Annotated in this window: 23 protein-coding genes and 1 riboswitch; of the genes, 12 read left to right on the top strand and 11 right to left on the bottom strand. The window is 44.6% G+C overall.

All coding sequences use genetic code 11. The features are described 5' to 3' along the window. Positions 1-86: 86 nt before the first annotated feature. Positions 87-2,126: a dihydrofolate reductase gene (locus P0M11_RS10970; protein WP_275625694.1), complete on the bottom strand. Its 2,040-nt coding sequence runs from the start codon at positions 2,124-2,126 to the stop codon at positions 87-89. A 191-nt stretch (positions 2,127-2,317) separates the two neighbouring features. Continuing rightward, positions 2,318-2,617, bottom strand: a complete 300-nt coding sequence (locus tag P0M11_RS10965; protein ID WP_275625693.1) for a hypothetical protein — start codon at positions 2,615-2,617, stop codon at positions 2,318-2,320. Between the two features lie 91 nt (positions 2,618-2,708). Here P0M11_RS10965 and P0M11_RS10960 point away from each other — a divergent pair, with 91 nt between their 5' ends. Further along, entirely contained in the window at positions 2,709-3,275 is a 567-nt protein-coding gene (locus P0M11_RS10960) for a YceI family protein (protein WP_275625692.1), read from the top strand. A gap of 64 nt (positions 3,276-3,339) precedes the next feature. Here the strand turns inward: P0M11_RS10960 and P0M11_RS10955 are convergent, their stop codons facing one another. Beyond that, a complete protein-coding gene (locus tag P0M11_RS10955) occupies positions 3,340-4,938 on the bottom strand; it encodes a peptide chain release factor 3 (RefSeq protein ID WP_275625691.1) in 1,599 nt (532 codons plus the stop codon). Between the two features lie 123 nt (positions 4,939-5,061). Between P0M11_RS10955 and P0M11_RS10950 the strand changes: the two genes are divergently transcribed. From P0M11_RS10950 to P0M11_RS10920, 7 genes are all read left to right on the top strand, one after another. After that, positions 5,062-5,904, top strand: coding sequence for a type II CAAX endopeptidase family protein (locus P0M11_RS10950; RefSeq protein ID WP_275625690.1), 843 nt, complete (start codon positions 5,062-5,064; stop codon positions 5,902-5,904). Between the two features lies 1 nt (position 5,905). Beyond that, positions 5,906-6,475: an RdgB/HAM1 family non-canonical purine NTP pyrophosphatase gene (gene rdgB / locus P0M11_RS10945; protein WP_275625689.1), complete on the top strand. Its 570-nt coding sequence runs from the start codon at positions 5,906-5,908 to the stop codon at positions 6,473-6,475. Between the two features lie 68 nt (positions 6,476-6,543). Beyond that, positions 6,544-7,461, top strand: a complete 918-nt coding sequence (locus P0M11_RS10940; RefSeq protein WP_275625688.1) for a ribonuclease Z — start codon at positions 6,544-6,546, stop codon at positions 7,459-7,461. Positions 7,462-7,625: 164 nt separating this feature from the next. Next, on the top strand, positions 7,626-7,979 hold the full coding sequence (locus tag P0M11_RS10935; protein WP_158064309.1) for an RNA-binding protein: 354 nt from the start codon (positions 7,626-7,628) through the stop codon (positions 7,977-7,979). Positions 7,980-8,151: 172 nt separating this feature from the next. Further along, positions 8,152-9,243: a redox-regulated ATPase YchF gene (gene ychF, locus P0M11_RS10930; RefSeq protein ID WP_275625687.1), complete on the top strand. Its 1,092-nt coding sequence runs from the start codon at positions 8,152-8,154 to the stop codon at positions 9,241-9,243. A 181-nt stretch (positions 9,244-9,424) separates the two neighbouring features. Further along, a complete protein-coding gene (locus P0M11_RS10925) occupies positions 9,425-9,892 on the top strand; it encodes a DUF2147 domain-containing protein (protein WP_275625686.1) in 468 nt (155 codons plus the stop codon). A 12-nt stretch (positions 9,893-9,904) separates the two neighbouring features. Then, positions 9,905-10,249: a phage holin family protein gene (locus P0M11_RS10920; RefSeq protein WP_158064306.1), complete on the top strand. Its 345-nt coding sequence runs from the start codon at positions 9,905-9,907 to the stop codon at positions 10,247-10,249. A gap of 74 nt (positions 10,250-10,323) precedes the next feature. Here P0M11_RS10920 and P0M11_RS10915 read toward each other — a convergent pair whose 3' ends face one another. Then, positions 10,324-12,228 (bottom strand): TonB-dependent receptor, encoded by a 1,905-nt coding sequence (locus P0M11_RS10915; protein ID WP_275625685.1) that lies wholly within the window; start codon positions 12,226-12,228, stop codon positions 10,324-10,326. A gap of 103 nt (positions 12,229-12,331) precedes the next feature. Further along, positions 12,332-12,529, bottom strand: a riboswitch (cobalamin riboswitch). Between the two features lie 93 nt (positions 12,530-12,622). Beyond that, positions 12,623-13,102, bottom strand: a complete 480-nt coding sequence (cdd, locus tag P0M11_RS10910; RefSeq protein WP_275625684.1) for a cytidine deaminase — start codon at positions 13,100-13,102, stop codon at positions 12,623-12,625. A gap of 138 nt (positions 13,103-13,240) precedes the next feature. On the opposite strand from cdd, the gene namA reads away from it, so the two are divergent. Genes namA through P0M11_RS10895 form a run of 3 tightly spaced genes read left to right on the top strand, consistent with a single transcriptional unit; the run spans position 13,241 to position 14,981 of the window. Then, complete coding sequence (gene namA, locus P0M11_RS10905; protein WP_275625683.1) at positions 13,241-14,287, top strand: NADPH dehydrogenase NamA; 1,047 nt, start codon at positions 13,241-13,243, stop codon at positions 14,285-14,287. 48 nt (positions 14,288-14,335) lie between these two features. Further along, the gene (locus P0M11_RS10900) at positions 14,336-14,626 is read left to right on the top strand and encodes a DUF2752 domain-containing protein (protein WP_275625682.1); all 291 of its coding nucleotides are present in this window, start codon (positions 14,336-14,338) and stop codon (positions 14,624-14,626) included. Positions 14,627-14,648: 22 nt separating this feature from the next. After that, positions 14,649-14,981, top strand: coding sequence for a CCC motif membrane protein (locus tag P0M11_RS10895; protein WP_275625681.1), 333 nt, complete (start codon positions 14,649-14,651; stop codon positions 14,979-14,981). Positions 14,982-15,054: 73 nt separating this feature from the next. Here P0M11_RS10895 and P0M11_RS10890 read toward each other — a convergent pair whose 3' ends face one another. Both P0M11_RS10890 and P0M11_RS10885 read right to left on the bottom strand, forming a co-directional pair. Beyond that, positions 15,055-15,579: a DUF4136 domain-containing protein gene (locus tag P0M11_RS10890; RefSeq protein WP_275625680.1), complete on the bottom strand. Its 525-nt coding sequence runs from the start codon at positions 15,577-15,579 to the stop codon at positions 15,055-15,057. Positions 15,580-15,586: 7 nt separating this feature from the next. Further along, on the bottom strand, positions 15,587-15,763 hold the full coding sequence (locus P0M11_RS10885; protein ID WP_187695216.1) for a DUF5522 domain-containing protein: 177 nt from the start codon (positions 15,761-15,763) through the stop codon (positions 15,587-15,589). 37 nt (positions 15,764-15,800) lie between these two features. Here P0M11_RS10885 and P0M11_RS10880 point away from each other — a divergent pair, with 37 nt between their 5' ends. Continuing rightward, positions 15,801-16,145 (top strand): hypothetical protein, encoded by a 345-nt coding sequence (locus P0M11_RS10880; RefSeq protein ID WP_158064299.1) that lies wholly within the window; start codon positions 15,801-15,803, stop codon positions 16,143-16,145. 1 nt (position 16,146) lies between these two features. Here P0M11_RS10880 and P0M11_RS10875 read toward each other — a convergent pair whose 3' ends face one another. From P0M11_RS10875 to P0M11_RS10860, 4 genes are all read right to left on the bottom strand, one after another. Then, positions 16,147-16,638, bottom strand: coding sequence for a thioredoxin family protein (locus P0M11_RS10875; RefSeq protein ID WP_275625679.1), 492 nt, complete (start codon positions 16,636-16,638; stop codon positions 16,147-16,149). Position 16,639: 1 nt separating this feature from the next. Next, positions 16,640-18,739, bottom strand: coding sequence for a TonB-dependent receptor (locus tag P0M11_RS10870; RefSeq protein WP_275625678.1), 2,100 nt, complete (start codon positions 18,737-18,739; stop codon positions 16,640-16,642). A gap of 311 nt (positions 18,740-19,050) precedes the next feature. Then, positions 19,051-19,593 carry a hypothetical protein gene (locus P0M11_RS10865; protein WP_275625677.1) on the bottom strand — a complete coding sequence of 181 codons (543 nt, stop codon included), beginning with the start codon at positions 19,591-19,593 and terminating at the stop codon, positions 19,051-19,053. 95 nt (positions 19,594-19,688) lie between these two features. Then, entirely contained in the window at positions 19,689-20,441 is a 753-nt protein-coding gene (locus tag P0M11_RS10860) for a dihydrodipicolinate reductase C-terminal domain-containing protein (protein WP_275625676.1), read from the bottom strand. Positions 20,442-20,734: the final 293 nt, after the last annotated feature.

The raw sequence follows: 20,734 nt of genomic DNA, 5'->3' as shown, positions 1-20,734 counted from the left end.
CCATCACAAGATGAAGCGGTTTGCTGTTGGCGAGTGTACCGCTGTCTGACTTTCAAAAGTCAAACGGGCGTGCCCGTACGCTCAATTTAATTCTGATCCGGCAGGAAACTGTACTCATTAGAGTAGCGCAGCATCTGCTCGGCAAAGGTCTCCGGATATTTTAATATATAATCGGTTACTGTTCCGGAGGCATTTTTAACCGGCGTAATATAAGGATTCACAAAACCGCGGTAAGCGGCTTCCTTGAACCGGGCATTGCGCGCCAGAACTTCTTTGTGGATGTCCTGATCTACTTTCACCCCGTAGTTTTCAACCAGGTTTCTGGCGGCATTGTAATCACCTTCAGATTTAATCCGCTGGGTTTCGCGCAGCAACTCGCCGAAAAGACTGTGCAGTTTGTCATAGTCGGTAATATTGAAATAGGTTTTCCCGTTACGTGTAATTTTTTCAATCACATTGTCCTTTAGGCCTTTTTCAAAAACCCAGGCACTGACCCATTGGCGGTTACGCATATGCGATTCTTCAATATCAGCGCCAGGTTCCAGCCTCACCAGCTGCATCATCAGGCCGTTGCGTATATAGTTGTCGTAAGCAGCTTTTCCCACACCTTTCCAGTCGTCGGTCAGTCCCAGTTCCTGAAGTTTTGGGTTGTAAAGGAAGTACAGTCCTACAAGGTCGGCACGGCCTTCTTCCATAGTTGAAGCGTAGCTTTTCAGTGTTTCTTTAGGTGTTCCTACACCCGGATTTAGCTGGCCAGAGGCGTGGCCCACCACCTCGTGCAGGGCGGTGTGCAGTTTACTGGAAAGTTCGCCGTACTTCTGCGCCAGCTGCAGTTCTTCATCATCATTCACGAATTCCTTCAGACGTCCGGAACCGGCTGCTTTATCATACGCATCGATGATATTTCCCAGTGAAACGGATTTTGATCCGTGTTCAGCGCGGATCCAGTCGGCATTCGGGAGGTTCACACCAATTGGCGTGCTGGGTGAAGCGTCACCGGATTCCGAGGCCACAATGACGGTTTTATAGCTTACCCCCACCACATTTTTCTTTTTGTGTTGAGGCATGAGCGGCGAGTTGTCTTCAAACCACTGAGCCTGTTTTGAAAGGACTTCCATCTTTTTGGACATATCAAAATCTTTGATCTGCACAATACTTTCATACGTGCCTTTATGGCCAAGTGGATCGCTGTACACCTCAATGAAGCCGTTAATATAATCGATATTGCCCTCCGTGGCATCCACCCAGGCTACGTTGTAGTCGTCCCAGGTCTTTAGGTCGCCGCTTTTGTAATATTTAATGAGTAAGGCCAGCGCATTTGCCTGCTTTTGGTTTTCGGCGGCGCCTTTTGCTTTTTCAAGCCAGTAGGTAATCTGATCGATGGCTGAACCGTACATGCCACCGCTTTTCCAGACTTTCTCTCTCAGCTTACCGTTTTCTTTAACGAGTTTTGAATTAAGCCCTGTTGAAAGCGCACGTTTCGGATCCGGGCTTTTCATGTTGGCATAAAAACGTTCGGCTTCATCAGCGGTGATGCCTTCACCATAAAAATTAACCGCTGAACCTTCTACAAGCCCCTTACTTAGATCAAGGTTTACTTTCTTGCTGTCTTTTTCGTTAAAGAGTACGTCGGTCACCGCGGTGTTTAGCTTTGTATTGGTTTCATTTAAAAGTTGGTCCAGATAGGCACGGGAGAATGCCGGTTTCATCTTGTCGTTGGAGTAGTGGTGGTGAATACCGTTTGCAAACCAGATACGTTTTAGATAAATCTCAAAATTCTGCCAGTCCTGCGTGGTTTTATCACCTTTGTAATTCTGATAAATATTTTCCAGCGCCCGGCGGATGGTCAGGTTATTTTTATAGTTCTGGTCCCAGATAATATCCCGCCCTGCATAGCCCGCCTGGCTCAGGTAGTACACATATTCCTTTTCCTTTAAAGTCAGGTCATTCCAGCCCGGCACGTCGTAGCGCAGAACTTCAATGTCCGCAAATCGGTCAATACTGTTCTGGCCCTTGGGTGTACTCTGTTCCTGAGGAGCTGTTTCCGCGGTGACATTCTTCTGTGACGTACACGAAAGTACAAGCATGGATGCCAGCGCGAGTAGCGTAATTTTGGTTCTGTTCATCTTGAATAATTTTAACAAAGATATTTATTTCAGGTGAGACGGATGACGGGGGTAGTGGCTGGTGATTGGTGATTGGTTATTGGTGTGGTTGGTGGTGAGTGGTTGGTGGTGACTGGCTCTTGATTCTTCATTCTTGGTTCTGAAATCTGCCCCTGTAAAAATTCAAAATGCAAAATTCAAAATCTTCTCTCTTATTTAACCACAGAGCACACAGAGAACTTACAGCGTACACAGGGGAAAATCCAAGATTCATAATTTAAAATTCCAAATCCAGCTTCTTGATTCTTCATTCTTGGCTCTGAAATCTGCCCTTGCAAAAATTCAAAATTCAAAATCCAAAATTCAAAATCTTCGCTCTTATTTAACCACAGAGCACACAGAGAGCTTACAGCGTACACAGGGAAGATCCAAGATTCATAATTTAAAATTCCAAATCCAGCTTCTTGGTTCCTGGCTCTTGGCTCTTGGCTCTGAAATCTGAAATCTGACATATGACATTTGACATCTGAAATCTGGTGACATTTGCCATTCCTCCCGGAAACCTTATTTTTGCCGGATAATTTTAATAATTAATACTGAAAAATGAAAAAACTGGCACTTGCATTCGTAATGCTGTCTGCTGTAGCTACTGCGCAGACCAAAAAAGTCGTGACCTCCGATATCAACTGGTGGGGCTATAAAGTAGCTAAAACTGAGTCGTCTTCACACAACGGCAACCTGAAAGTGAAAGAAGGTAATGTACAGATGAAGAACAATACCATTACCGGCGGAACTTTTGTGCTGGATATGAACTCCATCAATGCAACTGATGTTACCGGAACCACTCAGCAGAAACTTAACGGACACCTGAAGAACGGTGACTTTTTCGAAACGGATAAATATCCAACTGCGGTATTTAAGATCAGCAGTGTGAAGAAGTCCGGCAATGCCGCTTTCCCGCATCTGGTTTCAGGTACGCTGAATGCAAAAGGGAAGACCAATGAAGTGTCTTTTCCCGCAAAAATCGGTTTGAATAAAGGTGTGCTGACATTAACTTCTGATAAGTTCGCCATAGACAGACAGAAATGGGACATTGCTTACCAGTCCTCCATGAAAGATGTGGTAATAAAGGATGATATTGACCTGCAGATCAACTTTACAGCAAAATAAACAGTTCAATAAATAAAACAGGCGGCTCCGGTAAAAGGGGCCGCCTGTTTTATTGGGATATTTTTTAATCCTGATGCGTGAATTCGCTTACGAAATGCAGTTTTACGTTCGGGAATTTTTCCTGTGTCATGTGGATGGTGAATGACGAATCTGCCAGGAAAACCAATTGATCATACTTGTCGCGGGCCAGGAAACGCTGCTTCAGTCTGGCGAACTCTTTAAACTCCTCCGATTTTTCATCGGCCTCTATCCAACACGCTTTGTGAATGGAAAGCGGTTCATAAGTACATTTTGCACCGTATTCATGTTCAAGTCGGTACTGGATTACTTCGTACTGAAGCGCACCAACCGTTCCGATGATTTTACGGCCGTTCATTTCCATAGTGAAGAGCTGGGCCACACCTTCGTCCATAAGCTGGTCAATACCTTTTGCGAGTTGCTTGGCCTTAAGGGGATCATTGTTGTTGATGTAACGGAAATGTTCAGGCGAAAAACTCGGCACTCCTTTAAAACTTATTTTTTCTCCGCTCGTAAGAGTGTCCCCAATGCGGAAATTACCCGTATCGTGCAGACCTACTATGTCTCCCGGGAAACTTTCATCCACCACTTCTTTTTTATCAGCAAAGAAAGCGTTTGGCGAAGAGAACTTCATTTTCTTGTTTTCTCTCACCAGTAAGTAGTTTTCATTCCGTTTGAAGGTGCCGGACACGATCTTTACAAAAGCCAGACGGTCACGGTGTTTGGGATCCATATTCGCGTGGATCTTGAATACGAAACCGGTGAAGTCTTTTTCTTCCGGTTTTACCACCCGCGTTTCACTTTCCTTAGGTTGCGGCATGGGAGCAATGTCAATAAAGGCGTCCAGCAGCTCACGTACTCCAAAGTTATTAAGCGCTGACCCGAAGAATACCGGCTGCAAATCACCGTTCAGGTAATCTTCGCGGTTAAATTCCGGATAGACGGACTGCACAAGTTCCAGTTCCTCGCGTAAAGTAGCGGCGGCTTTTGCACCTATGACTTCATCAATTTGAGGGTCAGAAATATCATCAAATTTTACGGTATCGCCTACACGCTGTTTCTTTTCCTCCAGGAAGAGCTGAATATTGTTTTCCCAGATATTGTAAATCCCCTGGAAATCCGATCCCATACCGATGGGCAGTGAAAGCGGTACTACGGTAAGGCCCAGTTTCTGTTCCACTTCATCCAGAAGATCAAATGCATCCTTACCTTCACGGTCCAGTTTGTTGATGAAAACCAGCATCGGGATATTCCGCATACGGCACACCTGCACCAGCTTTTCCGTCTGCTCTTCCACACCTTTAGCAACATCTATTACCACAATTACAGAGTCCACCGCCGTAAGGGTTCGGTAGGTGTCTTCTGCAAAATCCTTGTGACCCGGAGTATCCAGAATGTTGATTTTATGGTCGCGGTAGTTAAATGCAAGCACCGAGGTGGCAACGGAGATTCCCCTCTGCCTTTCAATTTCCATAAAGTCTGAAGTAGCCCCTTTCTTTATTTTATTTGATTTTACGGCTCCTGCCTCCTGTATCGCCCCTCCAAAAAGAAGAAGTTTCTCGGTCAGCGTCGTTTTACCGGCATCCGGGTGGGAAATGATACCAAAGGTTTTCCGTTTTTGTATTTCTTTGATTAAATCTGACATATAGAAAATTGTGGCTGCAAAAATCGTGATTTTTAATGACATGTGAAAGTTCTAAACCTGCATGCCAGCAATACGGTTGAGGTCTTCATGGCAAAATCTTATATTTGCCGTAAATGCTTCCACATGTCAGAACTGACCCCTAAATCCTTACCGCATTATAAATTTGGCTGGCGCGGTGCCGTGGTCCTCCTGATGGGAGCCATGCTTCCTGTCATTCTTCTCAGTTTGGGCGTTTTTTTTACAGAAACTGTCTTCGGTATTGATGTTCGGAAAAATAATCTCTATATCATGCTCTCAAATGCAGCACTGTGGATCGGTGCCATTTGGGCTTTTGATTATTTTGAATGCCGTGCAGTTACGGGCAGGCCGCTGAGGTTCAACCTGAATCCCCTGAGTTTCCGCACGTACATCCTGATATTTCCCTTAATGTTCGGCATGATGCTGATCGCTGAATTTTTAAGTGGCCTGTTGCCGGTTACAGGACCTTTTTTTGGACCCATGTACGAAACTTTCTCAAAGTTAATGGAACAGATGACGCAGAATACTGCCACTCTGGTTATACTGGCTGTGATTATGGCACCTGTCTTTGAGGAAGTGGTCTTTCGTGGGATTATTCAGAAAGGTCTGATCAATAAGGGAATGAAACCTGTGACGGCCATTTGGATATCCGCTTTGGTATTTGGTGTTGTTCATGCCAATCCATGGCAGTTTGTAGGTGCGGTGCTGCTCGGTTATGTATTGGGACTGGTGTATCACCGTACCAAGTCGCTGCTGATGCCCGTTCTGCTGCACGCGTTTAACAATCTGCTCTCCGTGCTCCTGCTCACCAACAGTGACACCGAAAGTTTCTCAGAAGCTTTTGAATTGTCAGAATATCTTTTGCTGGCAGTAGGAATTGTACTTTTTGTCCTGTTTCACTTTCTTTTCATAAAAAAATATACATCTTCAAACCAGCTAAAAACTTAATATGGAATTACTTGTTGCCACGCACAATCAGCATAAAAAAGAAGAAATACAGCAGATCCTGCAAGGACTTTTTGAAGTAAAAAGCCTTACTGATTACGATATTCATGATGAAATCATTGAAGATGGCCACACCTTTCACGAAAATGCACTGATCAAGGCAAAATACTGTTTTGATAAAACGGGGATCCCGAGCCTGGGCGACGATTCCGGTTTGGTAGTGGATGCTTTGGACGGCAGACCCGGAATTTATTCCGCACGCTATGCATCCAACCATGACTTCCCGAAGAATATCTCCAAGGTATTGGAAGAGCTGGGGAATAATACAAACCGCAGTGCCTATTTTGTAACAGTTCTTTGTTATTACAGCATCGAAGGTCCAAAATATTATGAAGGCCGTGTCTATGGAAATCTGCTCTCAGAAAATAAAGGAAAACAGGGCTTTGGCTATGATCCAGTTTTTGTTCCGGAAGGTTACGAACTGACCTTCGCTGAGATGGAACCCGAACACAAGAACCGGATCAGCCACCGCAAAAAGGCTCTGGATGCTTTTCTTGCCGATATGGAGCAGTAGTTCCGGCAATTCCTGTTGAACCTTACGGCATAATCTTTCCTATATTTACGAGTTTAAAATAACCAACCTTGAGCACCTGTCTGACCATCCTGGGATTCAATTCGGCCATCCCTACAGTTAATTCCTCACCTACCGCGCAGTTCCTGGAAATGGAGGAGCGTCATTTCCTGATCGACTGTGGCGAGGGTACTCAGGTACAGCTCCGCAAGGCAAAAGCACGTTTTTCCAGGATCAACCATATATTTATTTCCCACCTCCATGGCGACCATTTCTTCGGTTTGCCGGGCCTTATTTCCTCTTTCCGGCTGTTGGGCCGCGAAACACCCATCCACATTTACGGGCCGAAAGGTATAAAGGAAATGCTGGAAACCATTTTCCGAATCACCCAAACCCACCGGGGCTTCGAAATTATCTATCATGAATTGCAGAGCAGGAGTTCAGAAAAGATCTATGAGGATAACAGAGTAGAAGTCATCACTATTCCACTGGATCACAGGATTTACTGCAACGGCTATCTTTTCCGTGAAAAACCGAAGGAAAGGCACCTCAATATGGCCGAAATCTCCAAATATCCTGAAATTGAAATCTGCGACTATCACAATCTGAAACTGGGTAAAGATTTTACACTAAAGGATGGTTATGTACTGAAGAATGAAAAGCTGACCCTGGAGCCCAGCAAATCGGTTAGCTATGCTTTCTGCAGTGATACACGTTATCTGGAAAGCGTTGTTCCCATTATTGAAGGGGTAGATGTGCTTTATCACGAGTCCACCTTTCTGCATGACCTGAAGGAAATGGCCGATTATACCGGGCATTCCACTGCGCTGGAGGCGGCACGCATTGCCCGGAAAGCCAATGTAGGAAAACTTATTCTGGGTCATTTCTCCAACAGGTATGGAGACCTGAGTGTATTTACAGATGAGGCAAAGTCTGTGTTTTCCGAATCTTACCTGCCAAAAGCACTGGAGCCGATAAAAATTGGTTAAAGCGCTTGTGTGACAAAATTTTCAATAAATATAATTTTATTTTGATAAATAAATTATTATTGTATCTTGCAGCTAATTATTTAAAGAGAAATTCAATCAAGGTTCCTTTGTTCATTAGTTGATTTCCGCTTAATTAATCAACAATTTTTATTTATTTATTTATTATGAACATTTTTATTTCAAATCTTAACTACTCAGTAGTTGAGTCCGAGTTGCAGGCGTTATTCGAAAATTATGGAGACGTAGATTCTGCAAAAGTGATTTCAGACAGAGAAACCGGAAGAAGCAGAGGCTTTGGTTTCGTAGAAATGCCAAACAACGAGGAGGCATTGAAAGCAATCGAGGAACTTAATCAAAAGGAATTCAAGCAAAAAGTACTTAATGTATCCGAAGCCCGTCCGAGAGAGGACAGACCAAGAAGTTTCGGTGGCGGTAACGGCGGCGGTTATAACAGAGGCGGCAACAGCGGCGGCGGTTATAACAGAGGTGGCGATAACGACAGAAGAAGAGAGTGGTAAAATAAACTACTGTTAATATAGAGTCCGGCTTTTGCCGGACTTTTTGTTTTACCTAGCGTTAATTGGGTGTTATTGCCAGTTTCAATTCACAATATATCCTTATCTTTGCGCACATTAATTTTATGGTTCAATCCGGAATTCCGGTTAGGACGGATTTTCAAATTCCTTTTTTATGAAATGTGGTATCGTAGGACTTCCAAACGTAGGTAAGTCAACTCTTTTTAACTGCCTAAGCAACGCCAAAGCACAGTCTGCCAACTATCCTTTCTGCACTATTGAACCCAACCTGGGAACCGTTTCTGTGCCGGATGAAAGGCTTTTTGAGCTGGAAAAATTAGTGAATCCGGAGCGCGTTCTGCCCGCGGTGGTGGAAATCGTGGATATTGCCGGCCTTGTAAAAGGGGCCAGCAAAGGGGAAGGTCTGGGTAACCAGTTCCTGGCCAACATCCGCGAATGTGAAGCCATTATTCATGTTTTAAGATGTTTTGAAAACGGCAACATTATTCATGTGGAAGGTTCTGTGGATCCAATGCGTGATAAGGAAATCATTGATATCGAGCTTCAGCTGAAAGATATTGAAACGGTGACCAAGGCAGTGGAGAAAGCGAAAAAGTTCATCAAATCCGGTAAAAAAGAGGATATCCTGAACTACGAAACCCTGCAGAATCTGCAGAAGTTCCTGGAAGACGGACGCAATGCCCGTGAATTTGAAACCAATGACCATACGAAAGCCATAATTGATGATGTCCAGCTTCTTACCAATAAACCGGTACTGTATGTTTGTAATGTAGATGAAAATTCAATTAAGAACGGTAACGAGTGGATTGCCAAAATAGAAGAGATGGCCAAACGCGAAAATGCGGAAGTGGTGGTTCTGGCAGCCCAGATTGAAGCCGATATTAACGAACTGGAAACATTTGAGGAAAGAAAAATGTTCCTGGATGAGATAGGTCTGGACGAGCCGGGTGTAAACAAGCTGATCCGTAAGGCATACGACCTGCTGCAGCTGCAGACGTATTTCACTGCCGGTGTGAAGGAAGTTCGTGCCTGGACTATAGGAAAAGGTTGGACCGCACCGCAGGCGGCCGGCGTGATTCATACCGATTTTGAAAAAGGATTTATACGCGCCGAAGTCATTAAATACAACGACTACATAACCTATGGTTCCGAAGCTAAAGTGAAGGAAGCCGGTAAAATGGGCGTTGAAGGTAAGGAATACATCGTTCAGGACGGCGATATCATGCACTTCCGATTTAACGTATAATTAATTTGAGCCAAAATAATAGAAGCCACCGGACAGCCGGTGGTTTTTTAGTTGAGAATTTCTTTTTAATGTTGATTATCACTCAAACGACAGCAGGTTATTACGGTACTTCGATTAATAAATATTTCATGAGTTTGAGTTTTCCTTGCGTACATGGCAGAAAGATTGTATACTCGATAGGATGTTTGCAAAAATATCCTTCTTTACCTTCCTTCTTTCATTTACTCTTCTATATTCGCAGTCCCGTGCCGATCAGGTGTTGGGCACCTGGCTGGCAACCGATCATTCTGTAGCGGTTGGCATCTATAAGTCCGGCAGGGAATACAAAGCTAAAATTCTCTGGTTTGACCCCGAGTTGGGGAGTGGTACACCCATTCATACCCGCCTGGATTACCGTAATCCAAGACCTGAACTTCGCAAGAGGAAAATTCTTGGCATGGAAATACTGGAAGGGTTGGTGTATAATGCAAAAAGTCACATCTGGGAAAAAGGGAAGATATATGACGCAAGCTCCGGTAAATTTTGGGATTCAACTGCCCAAATTACGGAAGAGGGGTTTCTGAAGGTCCGGGGTTTCTGGAAATTTTCCTGGATGGGCAAAAGCCTCACTTTCAAAAGAACAAATCTTACTAACTTTACAAAACTATAAATAATGTAAACTATGAGGATTATTATCAATTTGCTGGTGACTGCTGCAGTTGCCTTTCTGCTTACCAAGGTACTTTCGGGGGTTCATATTGACGGCTTCTCCACAGCCATTGTCTTTGCCATCGTGCTGGGAATACTTAACCTTATCGTATCACCCATCCTGAAACTTTTGGGACTACCGCTTACCATCATTACTCTGGGGCTTTTCTCACTGGTGATAAACGCCATTGTAATCCTGATCGCCGATTATTTTATCGAAGGTATGCAAATCGACGGGTTCTGGTGGGCTTTTATTTTCAGTATCGCTCTTTCGCTGATTACCTCCCTGGTGAGCGGCATATTCTCTTCCGATGACTGATTAAAAATGTTAACAGAAGCGCGGCGCAAAAATTTCATTTTTGCGCCGCGCTTCTTTTTTCTTTCCGTTAAGCATCAGAATCTGTAACTGAATCCTGCTGTATAGTTTCGTCTTTTAGTAGTAAATCCTACGACATCAGTGTAGCCCGTGTTTAAGAGGTTGCCAATGTTACCGAATACTTCAAAAGATTTCCCCAGCTTCTGATTGATGTTCAGATTCATCAGATGATAGGCCTCCAGCGTAACATCTACGCGCTGAAAATTCTCATCAAAATAATAATCAGCACGATTGGAAACGTATTGGTGTGAAAGGGCAATGCGTGTTCCTTCCAACGGAGTGATGTCAATATATGAATTTACCCGGTTTTTTGGTACTCTGAGTCTTGTAGCTTCCTTCTCCTTTTCAACAAAACTGTAATTGCCGCCAATTTTTACCTGATCAATGATTCTGTAATCAAAGCCAACTTCAACTCCCCTAATCCTGTTTTCGTCCACATTAACAAAATTTCCTGTAAAGTCGGGGTTCATTGCATAGGCAAATACATCCTGCTCCTCTGTAAGGAAAGCGGTGGCATTAAAAAGCAAACTCCGGTCCCTGTTCCCGATGCTAAGGTCTACCTCGTGTGTACTGTTGCGCTCCGGTTTCAGATCAAAGTTGGCCGTGGTATATGGGAGCGTTCCGTAGGTTTGATAGAGGGTAGGCGCTATGAATGCGGTGGCAAATGAGTAACCTATCTTGTAGTAAATCTTTGCGGTCTCTTTAAGGTAGTACGGATTTATACTGTACACAAAATGATTCCCGAACCTGGAGTTATTGGTCATCCTGGAACCTGCATCCAGATGGAAATCCATATAATTTACACTTGCTTTGGCGAAAAGATCGGTGTTATAAAGTTCCGTATCGGCTTTTTTTAGATCTTCCTGCATTTCAGAACCGCCCCAGGGCAGTGAACTGGAGCCCAACTGCTGTCTTTCGTGCTGAACGCCAGCTGTGATGCTGAACCGCTCGGAAACATTATAGTTATTGAAGAGTTCGGCGAAAAGGTTGTTGCCACCATAGAAATATTCGTCACGGTACGTATCATTCGCATAACCCTGAATCGTTCTTTCGGTGTTGGTATAACGCAAATTGGCCACCAGCTGACCTTTGTTGTATCTAAAATCAGAGTGGGCACCAATGAATTTCTGGGTATCATCGCCACGACTCCTCCCGTCAGCAAACGCCCCGGCATCATATTCAAAAAGATGGTGGTTCCAGCCTGCCTGCACGTTTGCACTTACACGCGCACCAAGATAGCCCACGGTGGCGGAGGCATTTTGCTTTTCAAACCCGTCTTTATCAAAACCCGAACCCTCGGCGGAGGAAAATCCATCTGACTTTTCATTAAATCCTGAAATCTGATAGTTAAATCCTTTCATCTGACCCCTAACTGCTGCATTTTGCGCAAATGTTCCGTAGGAGCCGCCTCTGGCTGCAACTTCACCTTCCACAGTTTTCGCAGTGTTTTTTTGCGTGCGGATATTGATTACGGCACCGGCAGCATTGGAGCCATAAAGAACGGATGAGGCGCCGCTGAGTACTTCTATTTGTTCTATATTTTCCAGCGCCAGCAATCTAAGGTCAGCAGCACTGTAGTCATTTCCGGTGACATCTTTTAGCGGGACACCGTCCAGCAAAATCAGGATATTAGCCAGTTTACCGCCGCGAACCTTGGTGAATTTGGGCTCCTGCGCATTGTTTGAGCTACCGGTTAGCTGAATACCGGCCACCTGCTGCAGCACCTCCGCTACACTTTGGCCCTGATATTTTTTCAGGTCCTCCTGCGTCAGTAGTTTTACATTTTTACCGGTTTTGTAAAGCTGCTGCGGAATTTTTGACGCCACAGTTACTTCATCAATGACGGTTTCATGCGTTTGTTGGGACAGTACATGCGAACTAACGACAAGCAAAGCTCCAACATAAATTACTCTTTTCTTCATGAAAAAAAATTTAAGTTAAGGTAAATGCCTACCGGAAAAAATAAAGTGTAAAAAACCACGCGTGAAAACGCACGGTAATCCGACTTTTCCTCCGAAAGCGATTAATAAAAAAAGTATTTCAGCAAGGTCTCCTGACTTTCACCTTTGTTTTGCCTTCCCGTTTCCAGTGGCTTAATTAAAACAAAATATTGCTTCACAGATGTTTTATCTCTGTGGGCGTGTGATTTACAGTTGCGGGGACAGTTCACGGATTGCACGTGATTCCCTTTTCTGAAAGTGGCGCAAAGATAGTCTTTAATTTATGTTGATGAACGCAGGTGGGGCAAAATTGCACACTTGCCGGATACAACAAACAGAATGTCAGTTATAAAGAATTTTATTTTTGCTGAATTTTTTAAAGGAAGCTCGAATCAAATGAGAAGGGTAAAAGATCCCGAACAGATGAAGTTTTATATATTTCGCCACTGAGGGAAGAGAAATATATTTCGATATTATCGCCCTGCACTGCTTCGTACTCCAGGATAGACTGCCGGCAGGAACCACAAGGGGGAATAGGTACAGAGGTGAGTGCTGAATCGGGTGCGCCAATTACCAAAAGTTTTTTCATTTTCACTCCCGGATAATTTGCGGATGTCCAGTAAATGGTAGTCCTTTCCGCACAGAGTCCCGACGGATATGCTGCATTCTCCTGGTTACTGCCGGTCACGATTTCACCGTTTTCAAGCAGCACCGCGCAACCCACCTTAAAATGAGAATAGGGTGCATACGCCGATTCCCGAACTTTTTTGGCGGCCTCAAAGAGTTGTTTTTCGGTCTCACTCAGTTCGGCATATCCTGCGATTTCCTCAAACAGGATCTTGATTTCTTTTTGCATGCATATAAAAAATGGGGAAGTAAAGGTAAGTGTTTTTTCTTTAGATTCTACATGGCTTTTTGGGCTTCTTCGTTGCGGTCCTGTCGCAGTTCCTGCGGTAATCACTAACTTTACGCCTTAACCAAATTTAATTCAAATATGCTCTATACTCCGATAAAATTCCGGAACCTTGAACTGAAGAACCGTTGGGTCATGTCGCCCATGTGCATGTATTCCTGTGAAGAGGGTTTGGCAAATGATTTTCACACTGTTCACTACGGCAGCCGCGCGCAGGGCGGTACTGGTTTACTGATCGTAGAAGCTACCGGCGTGGTGCCCGAAGGCCGGATCACGAACCGCTGCATGGGCATCTGGAAGGACGAACAGGCCCAAAAACTTAAAGATATCGTGGATTTTGTACATTCCCACTCAGAGAGCAAAATCGGAATCCAGCTTGCGCATGCGGGACGTAAAGCCTCTACCTGGAACGGCAAACAGATCCCGCTGGAGGAAGGTTGGGAAACCGTAGCTCCGTCACCCATTCCCTACGAGGAAAGTGAGCGTACGCCGCACGAACTTTCTGCAGAAGAAATTACGGGTCTGGTTCAGGCTTTCCGGGATGGTGCCAGAAGGGCGCTAGATGCAGGTTTTGACCTTATTGAAATACATGCTGCACACGGCTATCTCATTCATCAGTTTCTTTCGCCTTTATCAAACATCAGAAAGGATCAGTATGGGGGCAGTCTGGAGAACCGCAGTCGCTTCCTGCTCGAAATTGTAGAGGCTGTACAGGAACTCCTGGATGATGACCATCCTCTGTTTGTGAGGATCTCAGCCACGGAGTATGCCAAAAACGGCTGGGACTTGGATGAAAGTGTACAGCTGGCTAAAATGCTTAAAGAAAAAGGTGTAGATCTCATAGATGTCTCATCCGGCGGAAACATCCACGGTGCACGCATCTCGGTATTTGACGGCTACCAGGTTGCTTTTGCCGAAACTATCAGAAGAGAAGCCGGTATTGCCACCGGAGCCGTGGGTCTTATTACCAGTGCCGGACAGGCAGAACAAATCCTTCAGAAAAATCAGGCTGATCTTATTTTTGTGGCCCGTGAGATCCTGAGGAATCCTTATCTGGCCATACAGGGCGCTTTCGACAGCGGCGCAGACTGTCCGTTTCCGCACCAGTATGACCGTGCGAAAAAGTGATGTGTAAGACCTGAAAAAGTTGTATTATTGAATGCATAAAAATTAAGAATGGCGGCGGAGGATTATATGGTTTCCTGCCTGAATAAAAAGATATTCGGCATAGAATGTTTCGGTTGCGGTGCGCAGCGGGCCCTGCTTATGGTTTGGGAGGGCAGGTTTGCAGAGGCTTTCCAGCTTTTTCCGGCAGTGTACACATTGATTGTTTTCGGAATTACTGTAGCGCTGCATTTCCTGGACAAAAAAAGGAATTACGCTTCAGCCCTGGTCATTCTGGCCATCCTGAATTCCGTGATTATGGTTGTTTCCTATTTTATGCGGAACGATTATTTATTCAAATAAAAACATTTTAAAACAATAAACTATGAACGAACAGAAATTACCAAATGCTACACTTGTGCTCGTATTGGGCATTATCTCCATCCTGGGATGCTGCTGTTATGGAATTATCGGATTGGTGTGCGGAATTGTTGGTCTGGTGCTGGCTAAGAAGGATGAGGCACTTTACCTGGCCAATCCAACCCTTTACAGCGATTTTCAGACTTTAAAAACGGGCAAAATCCTGTGTTATGTAGGTATTGTGCTTAGTGCACTAACAGTGATTTACATCGTAATCATGGTCATGACGGTAGGTTTGGACGCACTTTCAGATCAGGAGCTTATGCAGGAAAGACTGCGCGACCTGATGGGTCAGTAAGACCGCCTGTAAAAGAGAAGACCGCCCCCGTTTAATTACTGGGGCGGTCTTTGTTAATACGGAATATCCGAATTTATTTCTTTGGGGGATAGTTGGCCATTATTTCGGCTACGATCTGTGGGATTTGTTTTTGTTTGGAACGCGGTGAATCTACCGAAATGCCGCTGCCAATTCCCTGCCAAACCAGTTTGTTGGTTTTTGCATCAATAAGGTCAATGATCAGTGCACCTTCATTATGATTGGAGGTCCACGTGCGGCTCATGCCCACACCCCATCCGAAAGGTCCGCCCCAGCCATACATTCCGTAAGGATTCCTGCTTTGGATATCTTTAATTTTTTTGTGGTTAGCCTTCACATTGATAATAAGGTCGGGACTGTCGGAAACACTCAGGCCTTTTGTCTGCAGTTGGCGTGAAACTTCGTTCAGTACCCGGTCTTTATCAATATCGTTTAGTTTAAGGTCGTCGATCCTTAATTTATACGTCCTGTAATTGCTGAAGGTAGCAGTTTCGGCATAATCCGAGCGCACGTTGAAAGGGCTGCAGGAAGTAAGTCCCAGGGTAGCCGAAGCTAAAATCAATAAAAGATATTTTTTCATGACTGTCTTATTTTTTAATTGGTTTCTTGAAGGTGTCTGTTTTCTTATCGTATCCGTAGGGGCAGTGCCTGCAGCCGCTTTTACAGCAGTAACCGCGCTTCAGGTGATACGCTTCTGTAAAGACCTTATAACCCTGTTCGTTGTAATAAAAGTCCTCGTTTTCTTTGATTGGATTGTTTTGCATTGGTTAAAAGGAATGCTGAAAATTTTATCTTTGTGCTATGATCATCATTTGGCAATGGCTTCTCAAAAATACAAAAATTTCAGGGATCACCCTCTATCCTTTCATTTTGCTGCGAAGCCCTGAGCTCCGCCGCAACCGGATCCTGCTGAATCATGAAAAGATCCACCTGCGCCAGCAACTCGAACTTCTGATTGTACTTTTCTACGTTTGGTACATCCTGGAGTATCTTTATTGGTATCTGCGGCTGGGCAATGCGCACCGCGCTTATCAGTCCATTTCGTTCGAACGTGAAGCCTTCAGCTACGAACATGACTTTAACTACCTGCGCAAACGGAAAATTTGGGGGTTCCGGAAGTTTATTGGAAAGCAGGCGGGAGCGTAAATTAGTAGTTTGATCGTTTGGATGTTAATTTATCCAGGAGCGCCACCATTTCTTTGCCTGTCAGAAATCCGGCATACCGGAAAAGCACCCTGTCTTTTTTATCCACTATAACAAGTGTCGGATAAGTAAGTTTCCCGTTAACTGCACCCAAATGCTGCGCCAGCTCATGTGTGCCGGTACGCGGGCCATTGGGCACATAGCGGTAGGTTTGTCCCTGCCAGACAATGGGTTCTGTATACTCCCCATTCAGTTCAGCAAAGTAAAAGTCAGTCTGCAATTTTCCGGCAACCTCAGGATTACTGAATACTTTATTTTTCATCATCCTGCAGTAAGAGCACCAGTCGGCGGTTATAAATATCAGCAGCGGGCGAGGCTCGGCAACACGACGGATTTCAGCTTTTTCCAGCGCATGTTTATCAGTGCTTTCATTATTGCTCTGTGAACACATCATCAAAGGAAATAAAAACAGAATAAATGCAGCAGTAAATTTCATATCAGTCCAGTTTAAATCTGATACCCAGGAATCCTCGTATTCCCTGGTTGGGTGCGTACACATATGTGGGATCAAAGGTAAGGGCGTACGGATTTTCCGGCGTAGCGACTGCCTGACCCAAAGGATCGAACACCACGTTTTGGTCAAACGGGTCATGGCTCCTCGCGATCAGGAATGGATTTCCACGGTTAGGCGTCCAGTTCAGCAGGTTTTTTACGCCGCCGTAGATTTCCCAGTTTTTAAGGCCGTCATAGCTGAGCTGTATATTCTGTATGCTCCACCATGGCGATGTAGGTTTCCGTGGGTCCAGATCTCCCAGAAGCGGTAAACGCATGGGACTGTATACGTTTCCGGTGTAATCCAGAGTTAGTCTGGCTCTTCGTATTTTATAGGAGATAGCCCACGTTCCGGTAAAATTCTCGGTAAGGAGTTGGTGGCTGCGCATGCCAAATTCCGAAAGGGTATTTTCCATAAGTGTGGCCCCCAGGATGAATTTAACTCCGCTGTGGTGGTTCAGGTCTGCGTTAAGGCTCAGGCCGCGGCTTACTGCGTGCCCGTCCAGATTGTCATAGATGATCTTGTTGGCATCGGTTTCATAATCCGGTACAATCCGGTTGGTAAAATAAGTATAAAATGCGGTAGCCTCCATTCCCAGGAATGTGCCGGATTCCGAATAAAATTTTTTAGTGAAATTAAGATTGGCATTATAGGACTTTTCAGGTTTCAACCCGTTTAGGATCAGAATGTCACGTGAACCGGTGAGCGCTGCGTGGTCTTCGGTAAAAAGATTTACCACACGGAAACCCGTGCCTGCATTGAACCTTAAAATGTTTTCATCATTTGGTGCCCATTTGTAGGCGAATCGTGGCATAAATATAGAACTGTGGCTTTGGTTATAATCAAAGCGCAGACCTCCCAGGACACTGTGTTTGTCGTTCAGCTTAATTTCATCCTGAACAAAAATACCCGGCAACAGTACTTTCTCGGGTTGGTTGTTATTGGAATGATTAACCGTCGCCGGCGTATTGTCATCATAATAAGTGTAGCGCACTGCTGCACCTGTAAGCAGGTCATGTTTTCCCAAACGTCGGTCCCAGGTCAGCTGTCCGAAGACGACTTTCTGATTTGCAATATAGCTTAGCGTACCGTAACGGCTGTCCTGGTCATGGTTTACAAAGGAAAAAGCCAGATTCATACTCTCCCGAACCGGCAGCTGGTAGGCACCGAAAAGTTCGGCACGCTGGGTATAGATGCTCTCCCCATAAATTTCGTTTCCACCGCGGTAGGAACGGTTCCAGCGTACATCGCCGCCCCATCGGTCCTCATACATATACCGGGCAGCCATGCTGAAAAGTTTGTTTTCGGGACGCCTGAAATTCCATTTCTGAAAAACCGAAATCCTTTTCTGCAGCGGAACATCGGTAAAGCGGTCGCTGTTCATATCCGAAACTTCCTTATAACTGTAATAATTGATTCCGGTAAGCAGGGTAGTGCCGGGTCGGGCCTTTATTTGGAAACCCAGATCAATATTATTTTCCGCCCATGTCGTAGACATCACATCTGCACTGAAAGCCGGTGCGTTTCCCGCTTTTTTGGTGATAATGTTAATGATGCCACCCACCGCTTCACTTCCGTACAGTGACGAGGCCGGACCTTTTACAATTTCAATCCTTTCAACCAGCGAGTTGGGTATGCCCGTAAGACCGTACACAGTGCCCAGTGAACTTACCATCGGCATACCGTCAATGAGAACCATCGTGTACGGGCCCTCCAGTCCGTTAATGTGGATGTCGCCGGTGCTGCAGATATTACAGTTCAATTGAGGACGAACCCCATTTACGTTCTGCAACGCATCAAAGATATTAGGTGTAGGATTTTTCCTGAAGAATGCAGGTGAGTACACCTCCACCGGAATTGGACTTTCAAGTCGCTTTACTGCCTTCATGGTACCGGAAATCACCACTTCATCGATGGACGAGGATCCTTTTTCCGTAATGGTGTCCCGGATCAATGTATTCACAGATAAACTATCGTATGAGGCGGTTTGAGTGTGGAACATTAAGGGCAGAACAGCCGTCAGGCAGAATAATTTCAATTTCATCCGGGAAAGTTTAAGCTGTAAATTTACATAAGTTAGAATAATCTAACAAATTTATTATAACCTCAAAATATTAGTAATTCAAGGCCTGTTTACTATCGTCAAAAATGGATTATTAAGAGTTGATTATAAAATCACTAAAACTTCGCGGACATTTGCTTACAATCGTTTGATTACGAAATAAAGCAAAGGAAGCAACGTAAGGAATAGGACGAATACTGTCCATAAGCGTCCCTCGGTCAGATTGAAATCGCGGAACAGGAAATACCATGACTTGCCGGTCATACGCCCAAGGGAGAATTCAAAAATAACGGTCAGAATTGCCCATGCAACCCCAATGAATAAAGCTTGATTGGTATTCCGGATGTGTAGAAGTGGATAAACAATCCAGATATAAACTGCGCAAAGAAAGCAAAGTAATAGTGTAGAATACTGATGGGCCCGGAGTTCACTAAAATATTTAGTTTCCATTTTTTCGGCAGTTTAAGGGCTAACAGAAGGATTATGAAAGTTGCTGCCGCTGTGGTAGGTTGCATCCACGACACATAACCGATAATAATTATTTGGACAGAGAGCCACAGGATGATGGTAAGTACACACAGAAAAGAGAGAAAACGTGCTTTCCTGTGTCTCATAAATACCGATATGGCTGAAAAGAGTGCTGAATCGCCTACGACCACAAACAGTATCATGCTGGGAATAAAATAGTCCCGAAAAGGACTGCCCTCCAACCAGGATATTGGCACAGCATCCGCTCCGGCCATTCCGTACCAGCCACCGCCAAAGGCATTAAGAGCCAGCAGCAAAAGTAAGGTGCCCAGTGACCGGCGAATAAGACTGTAGCTTCGTGTTCGCATCGCCCCATCCTTTAGATTTCTGTATAAATTTAAGGAAATACACAGTAATGTTTATGCTTAGTCAACTGCCTTTACGGGATTATTAACCCTATATACTAATTTGTAGAAAAATAAGGCAGAAGAATATCCTCGAAATTATAAAGGCCGGTGCTTTTGTCGGTTAGGTTACCTGCCACAAAAAGCACTCCGTTGCCAAATGCGTCACGCGAAATGGATTCATGCGTAAGCCTGACCGTCTGATAGGGGAAACCAAATACTACCTCGTGCTTACCCACGATTCCCCCTGCCCGTACTGAGTTGATCTCAGACTTCTCTACATCCAGGGCTTCAGCAATCTTGGCCGCAGTTCCTGAAATTCCGTCCTTGTCCTTAAAATGTTCTTCAACGATTACAATGTCCACATCAGGAGCAATTTTCTTCAGGAATTTGGCTGCGAACAGCAGATAGTTTACGCCCAGCGTGATGTTTGGGCTCCAGAAAACCACCGTTTGGGCTGCAAGCTCCTGCAGAAGCTGCTGCTCCGCCTTTTTATAATGGGAAACTGCAGAGATTATTTTTATGCCACGCTGTGCTGCATGGCGACCATAGGAATGAATTCCAGAATCCGATGAGAAATCGATAATAATGTCTACAGGATACTTATCCAGAAGATCGGGAACGGTCATGCCGGCACTGGAAACTATCAGTCCGGGGTCTTCCGAGTCTACGCCCAGAAATTCAGCTGCATTTCTGTTTTCAAGCTGGTTACTGCGTTTGAGCACCCACTCCAGCTGAAAATTTTTATTTTGCAGAATTACATTCGCGACTGCTTTTCCTGTCTTTCCAAAACCCAGTAAACCTATTTTCATATATCTTTTTTAGCTTATTTTAGGCTTTAATTTTACAAAACCCTTCGTAAATATAAGAAATAGAAGTTTTATGTAGAAGTCTGGGTGCGATCTGCAGTGTAACTTTAACTGATGCCGGTTTGGTCCGTTAGATGTGCTGATGCAATTGGATTACCGCTGATTCCTGATCTTTTCACAGGAAAGAAATGGTCTGGTGCAATATTGAATGTCATTTTTAACCAGCCTCCTTCAGTTCTGTAAATCAATATTAACTGTACCGTGTAAATCAGTCTTCCAGCAAGTGCTTCGAGCAA

Source organism: Kaistella sp. PBT33-4 (genome assembly GCF_029194425.1).
GTDB lineage: Bacteria > Bacteroidota > Bacteroidia > Flavobacteriales > Weeksellaceae > Marnyiella.
Note: the sequence above shows the minus strand (reverse complement) of the source record. Positions and strands in the feature narration are given on the sequence as shown.

Coding starts and splice junctions, on each gene's coding strand:
- P0M11_RS10970 (WP_275625694.1), bottom strand. CDS start 2,126: ATGAACAGAACCAAAATTACGCTACTCGCGCTGGCATCCATGCTTGTA.
- P0M11_RS10965 (WP_275625693.1), bottom strand. CDS start 2,617: ATGTCAGATTTCAGATTTCAGAGCCAAGAGCCAAGAGCCAGGAACCAA.
- P0M11_RS10960 (WP_275625692.1), top strand. CDS start 2,709: ATGAAAAAACTGGCACTTGCATTCGTAATGCTGTCTGCTGTAGCTACT.
- P0M11_RS10955 (WP_275625691.1), bottom strand. CDS start 4,938: ATGTCAGATTTAATCAAAGAAATACAAAAACGGAAAACCTTTGGTATC.
- P0M11_RS10950 (WP_275625690.1), top strand. CDS start 5,062: ATGTCAGAACTGACCCCTAAATCCTTACCGCATTATAAATTTGGCTGG.
- rdgB (WP_275625689.1), top strand. CDS start 5,906: ATGGAATTACTTGTTGCCACGCACAATCAGCATAAAAAAGAAGAAATA.
- P0M11_RS10935 (WP_158064309.1), top strand. CDS start 7,626: ATGAACATTTTTATTTCAAATCTTAACTACTCAGTAGTTGAGTCCGAG.
- ychF (WP_275625687.1), top strand. CDS start 8,152: ATGAAATGTGGTATCGTAGGACTTCCAAACGTAGGTAAGTCAACTCTT.
- P0M11_RS10925 (WP_275625686.1), top strand. CDS start 9,425: ATGTTTGCAAAAATATCCTTCTTTACCTTCCTTCTTTCATTTACTCTT.
- P0M11_RS10920 (WP_158064306.1), top strand. CDS start 9,905: ATGAGGATTATTATCAATTTGCTGGTGACTGCTGCAGTTGCCTTTCTG.
- P0M11_RS10915 (WP_275625685.1), bottom strand. CDS start 12,228: ATGAAGAAAAGAGTAATTTATGTTGGAGCTTTGCTTGTCGTTAGTTCG.
- cdd (WP_275625684.1), bottom strand. CDS start 13,102: ATGCAAAAAGAAATCAAGATCCTGTTTGAGGAAATCGCAGGATATGCC.
- namA (WP_275625683.1), top strand. CDS start 13,241: ATGCTCTATACTCCGATAAAATTCCGGAACCTTGAACTGAAGAACCGT.
- P0M11_RS10900 (WP_275625682.1), top strand. CDS start 14,336: ATGGCGGCGGAGGATTATATGGTTTCCTGCCTGAATAAAAAGATATTC.
- P0M11_RS10895 (WP_275625681.1), top strand. CDS start 14,649: ATGAACGAACAGAAATTACCAAATGCTACACTTGTGCTCGTATTGGGC.
- P0M11_RS10890 (WP_275625680.1), bottom strand. CDS start 15,579: ATGAAAAAATATCTTTTATTGATTTTAGCTTCGGCTACCCTGGGACTT.
- P0M11_RS10885 (WP_187695216.1), bottom strand. CDS start 15,763: ATGCAAAACAATCCAATCAAAGAAAACGAGGACTTTTATTACAACGAA.
- P0M11_RS10880 (WP_158064299.1), top strand. CDS start 15,801: ATGATCATCATTTGGCAATGGCTTCTCAAAAATACAAAAATTTCAGGG.
- P0M11_RS10875 (WP_275625679.1), bottom strand. CDS start 16,638: ATGAAATTTACTGCTGCATTTATTCTGTTTTTATTTCCTTTGATGATG.
- P0M11_RS10870 (WP_275625678.1), bottom strand. CDS start 18,739: ATGAAATTGAAATTATTCTGCCTGACGGCTGTTCTGCCCTTAATGTTC.
- P0M11_RS10865 (WP_275625677.1), bottom strand. CDS start 19,593: ATGCGAACACGAAGCTACAGTCTTATTCGCCGGTCACTGGGCACCTTA.
- P0M11_RS10860 (WP_275625676.1), bottom strand. CDS start 20,441: ATGAAAATAGGTTTACTGGGTTTTGGAAAGACAGGAAAAGCAGTCGCG.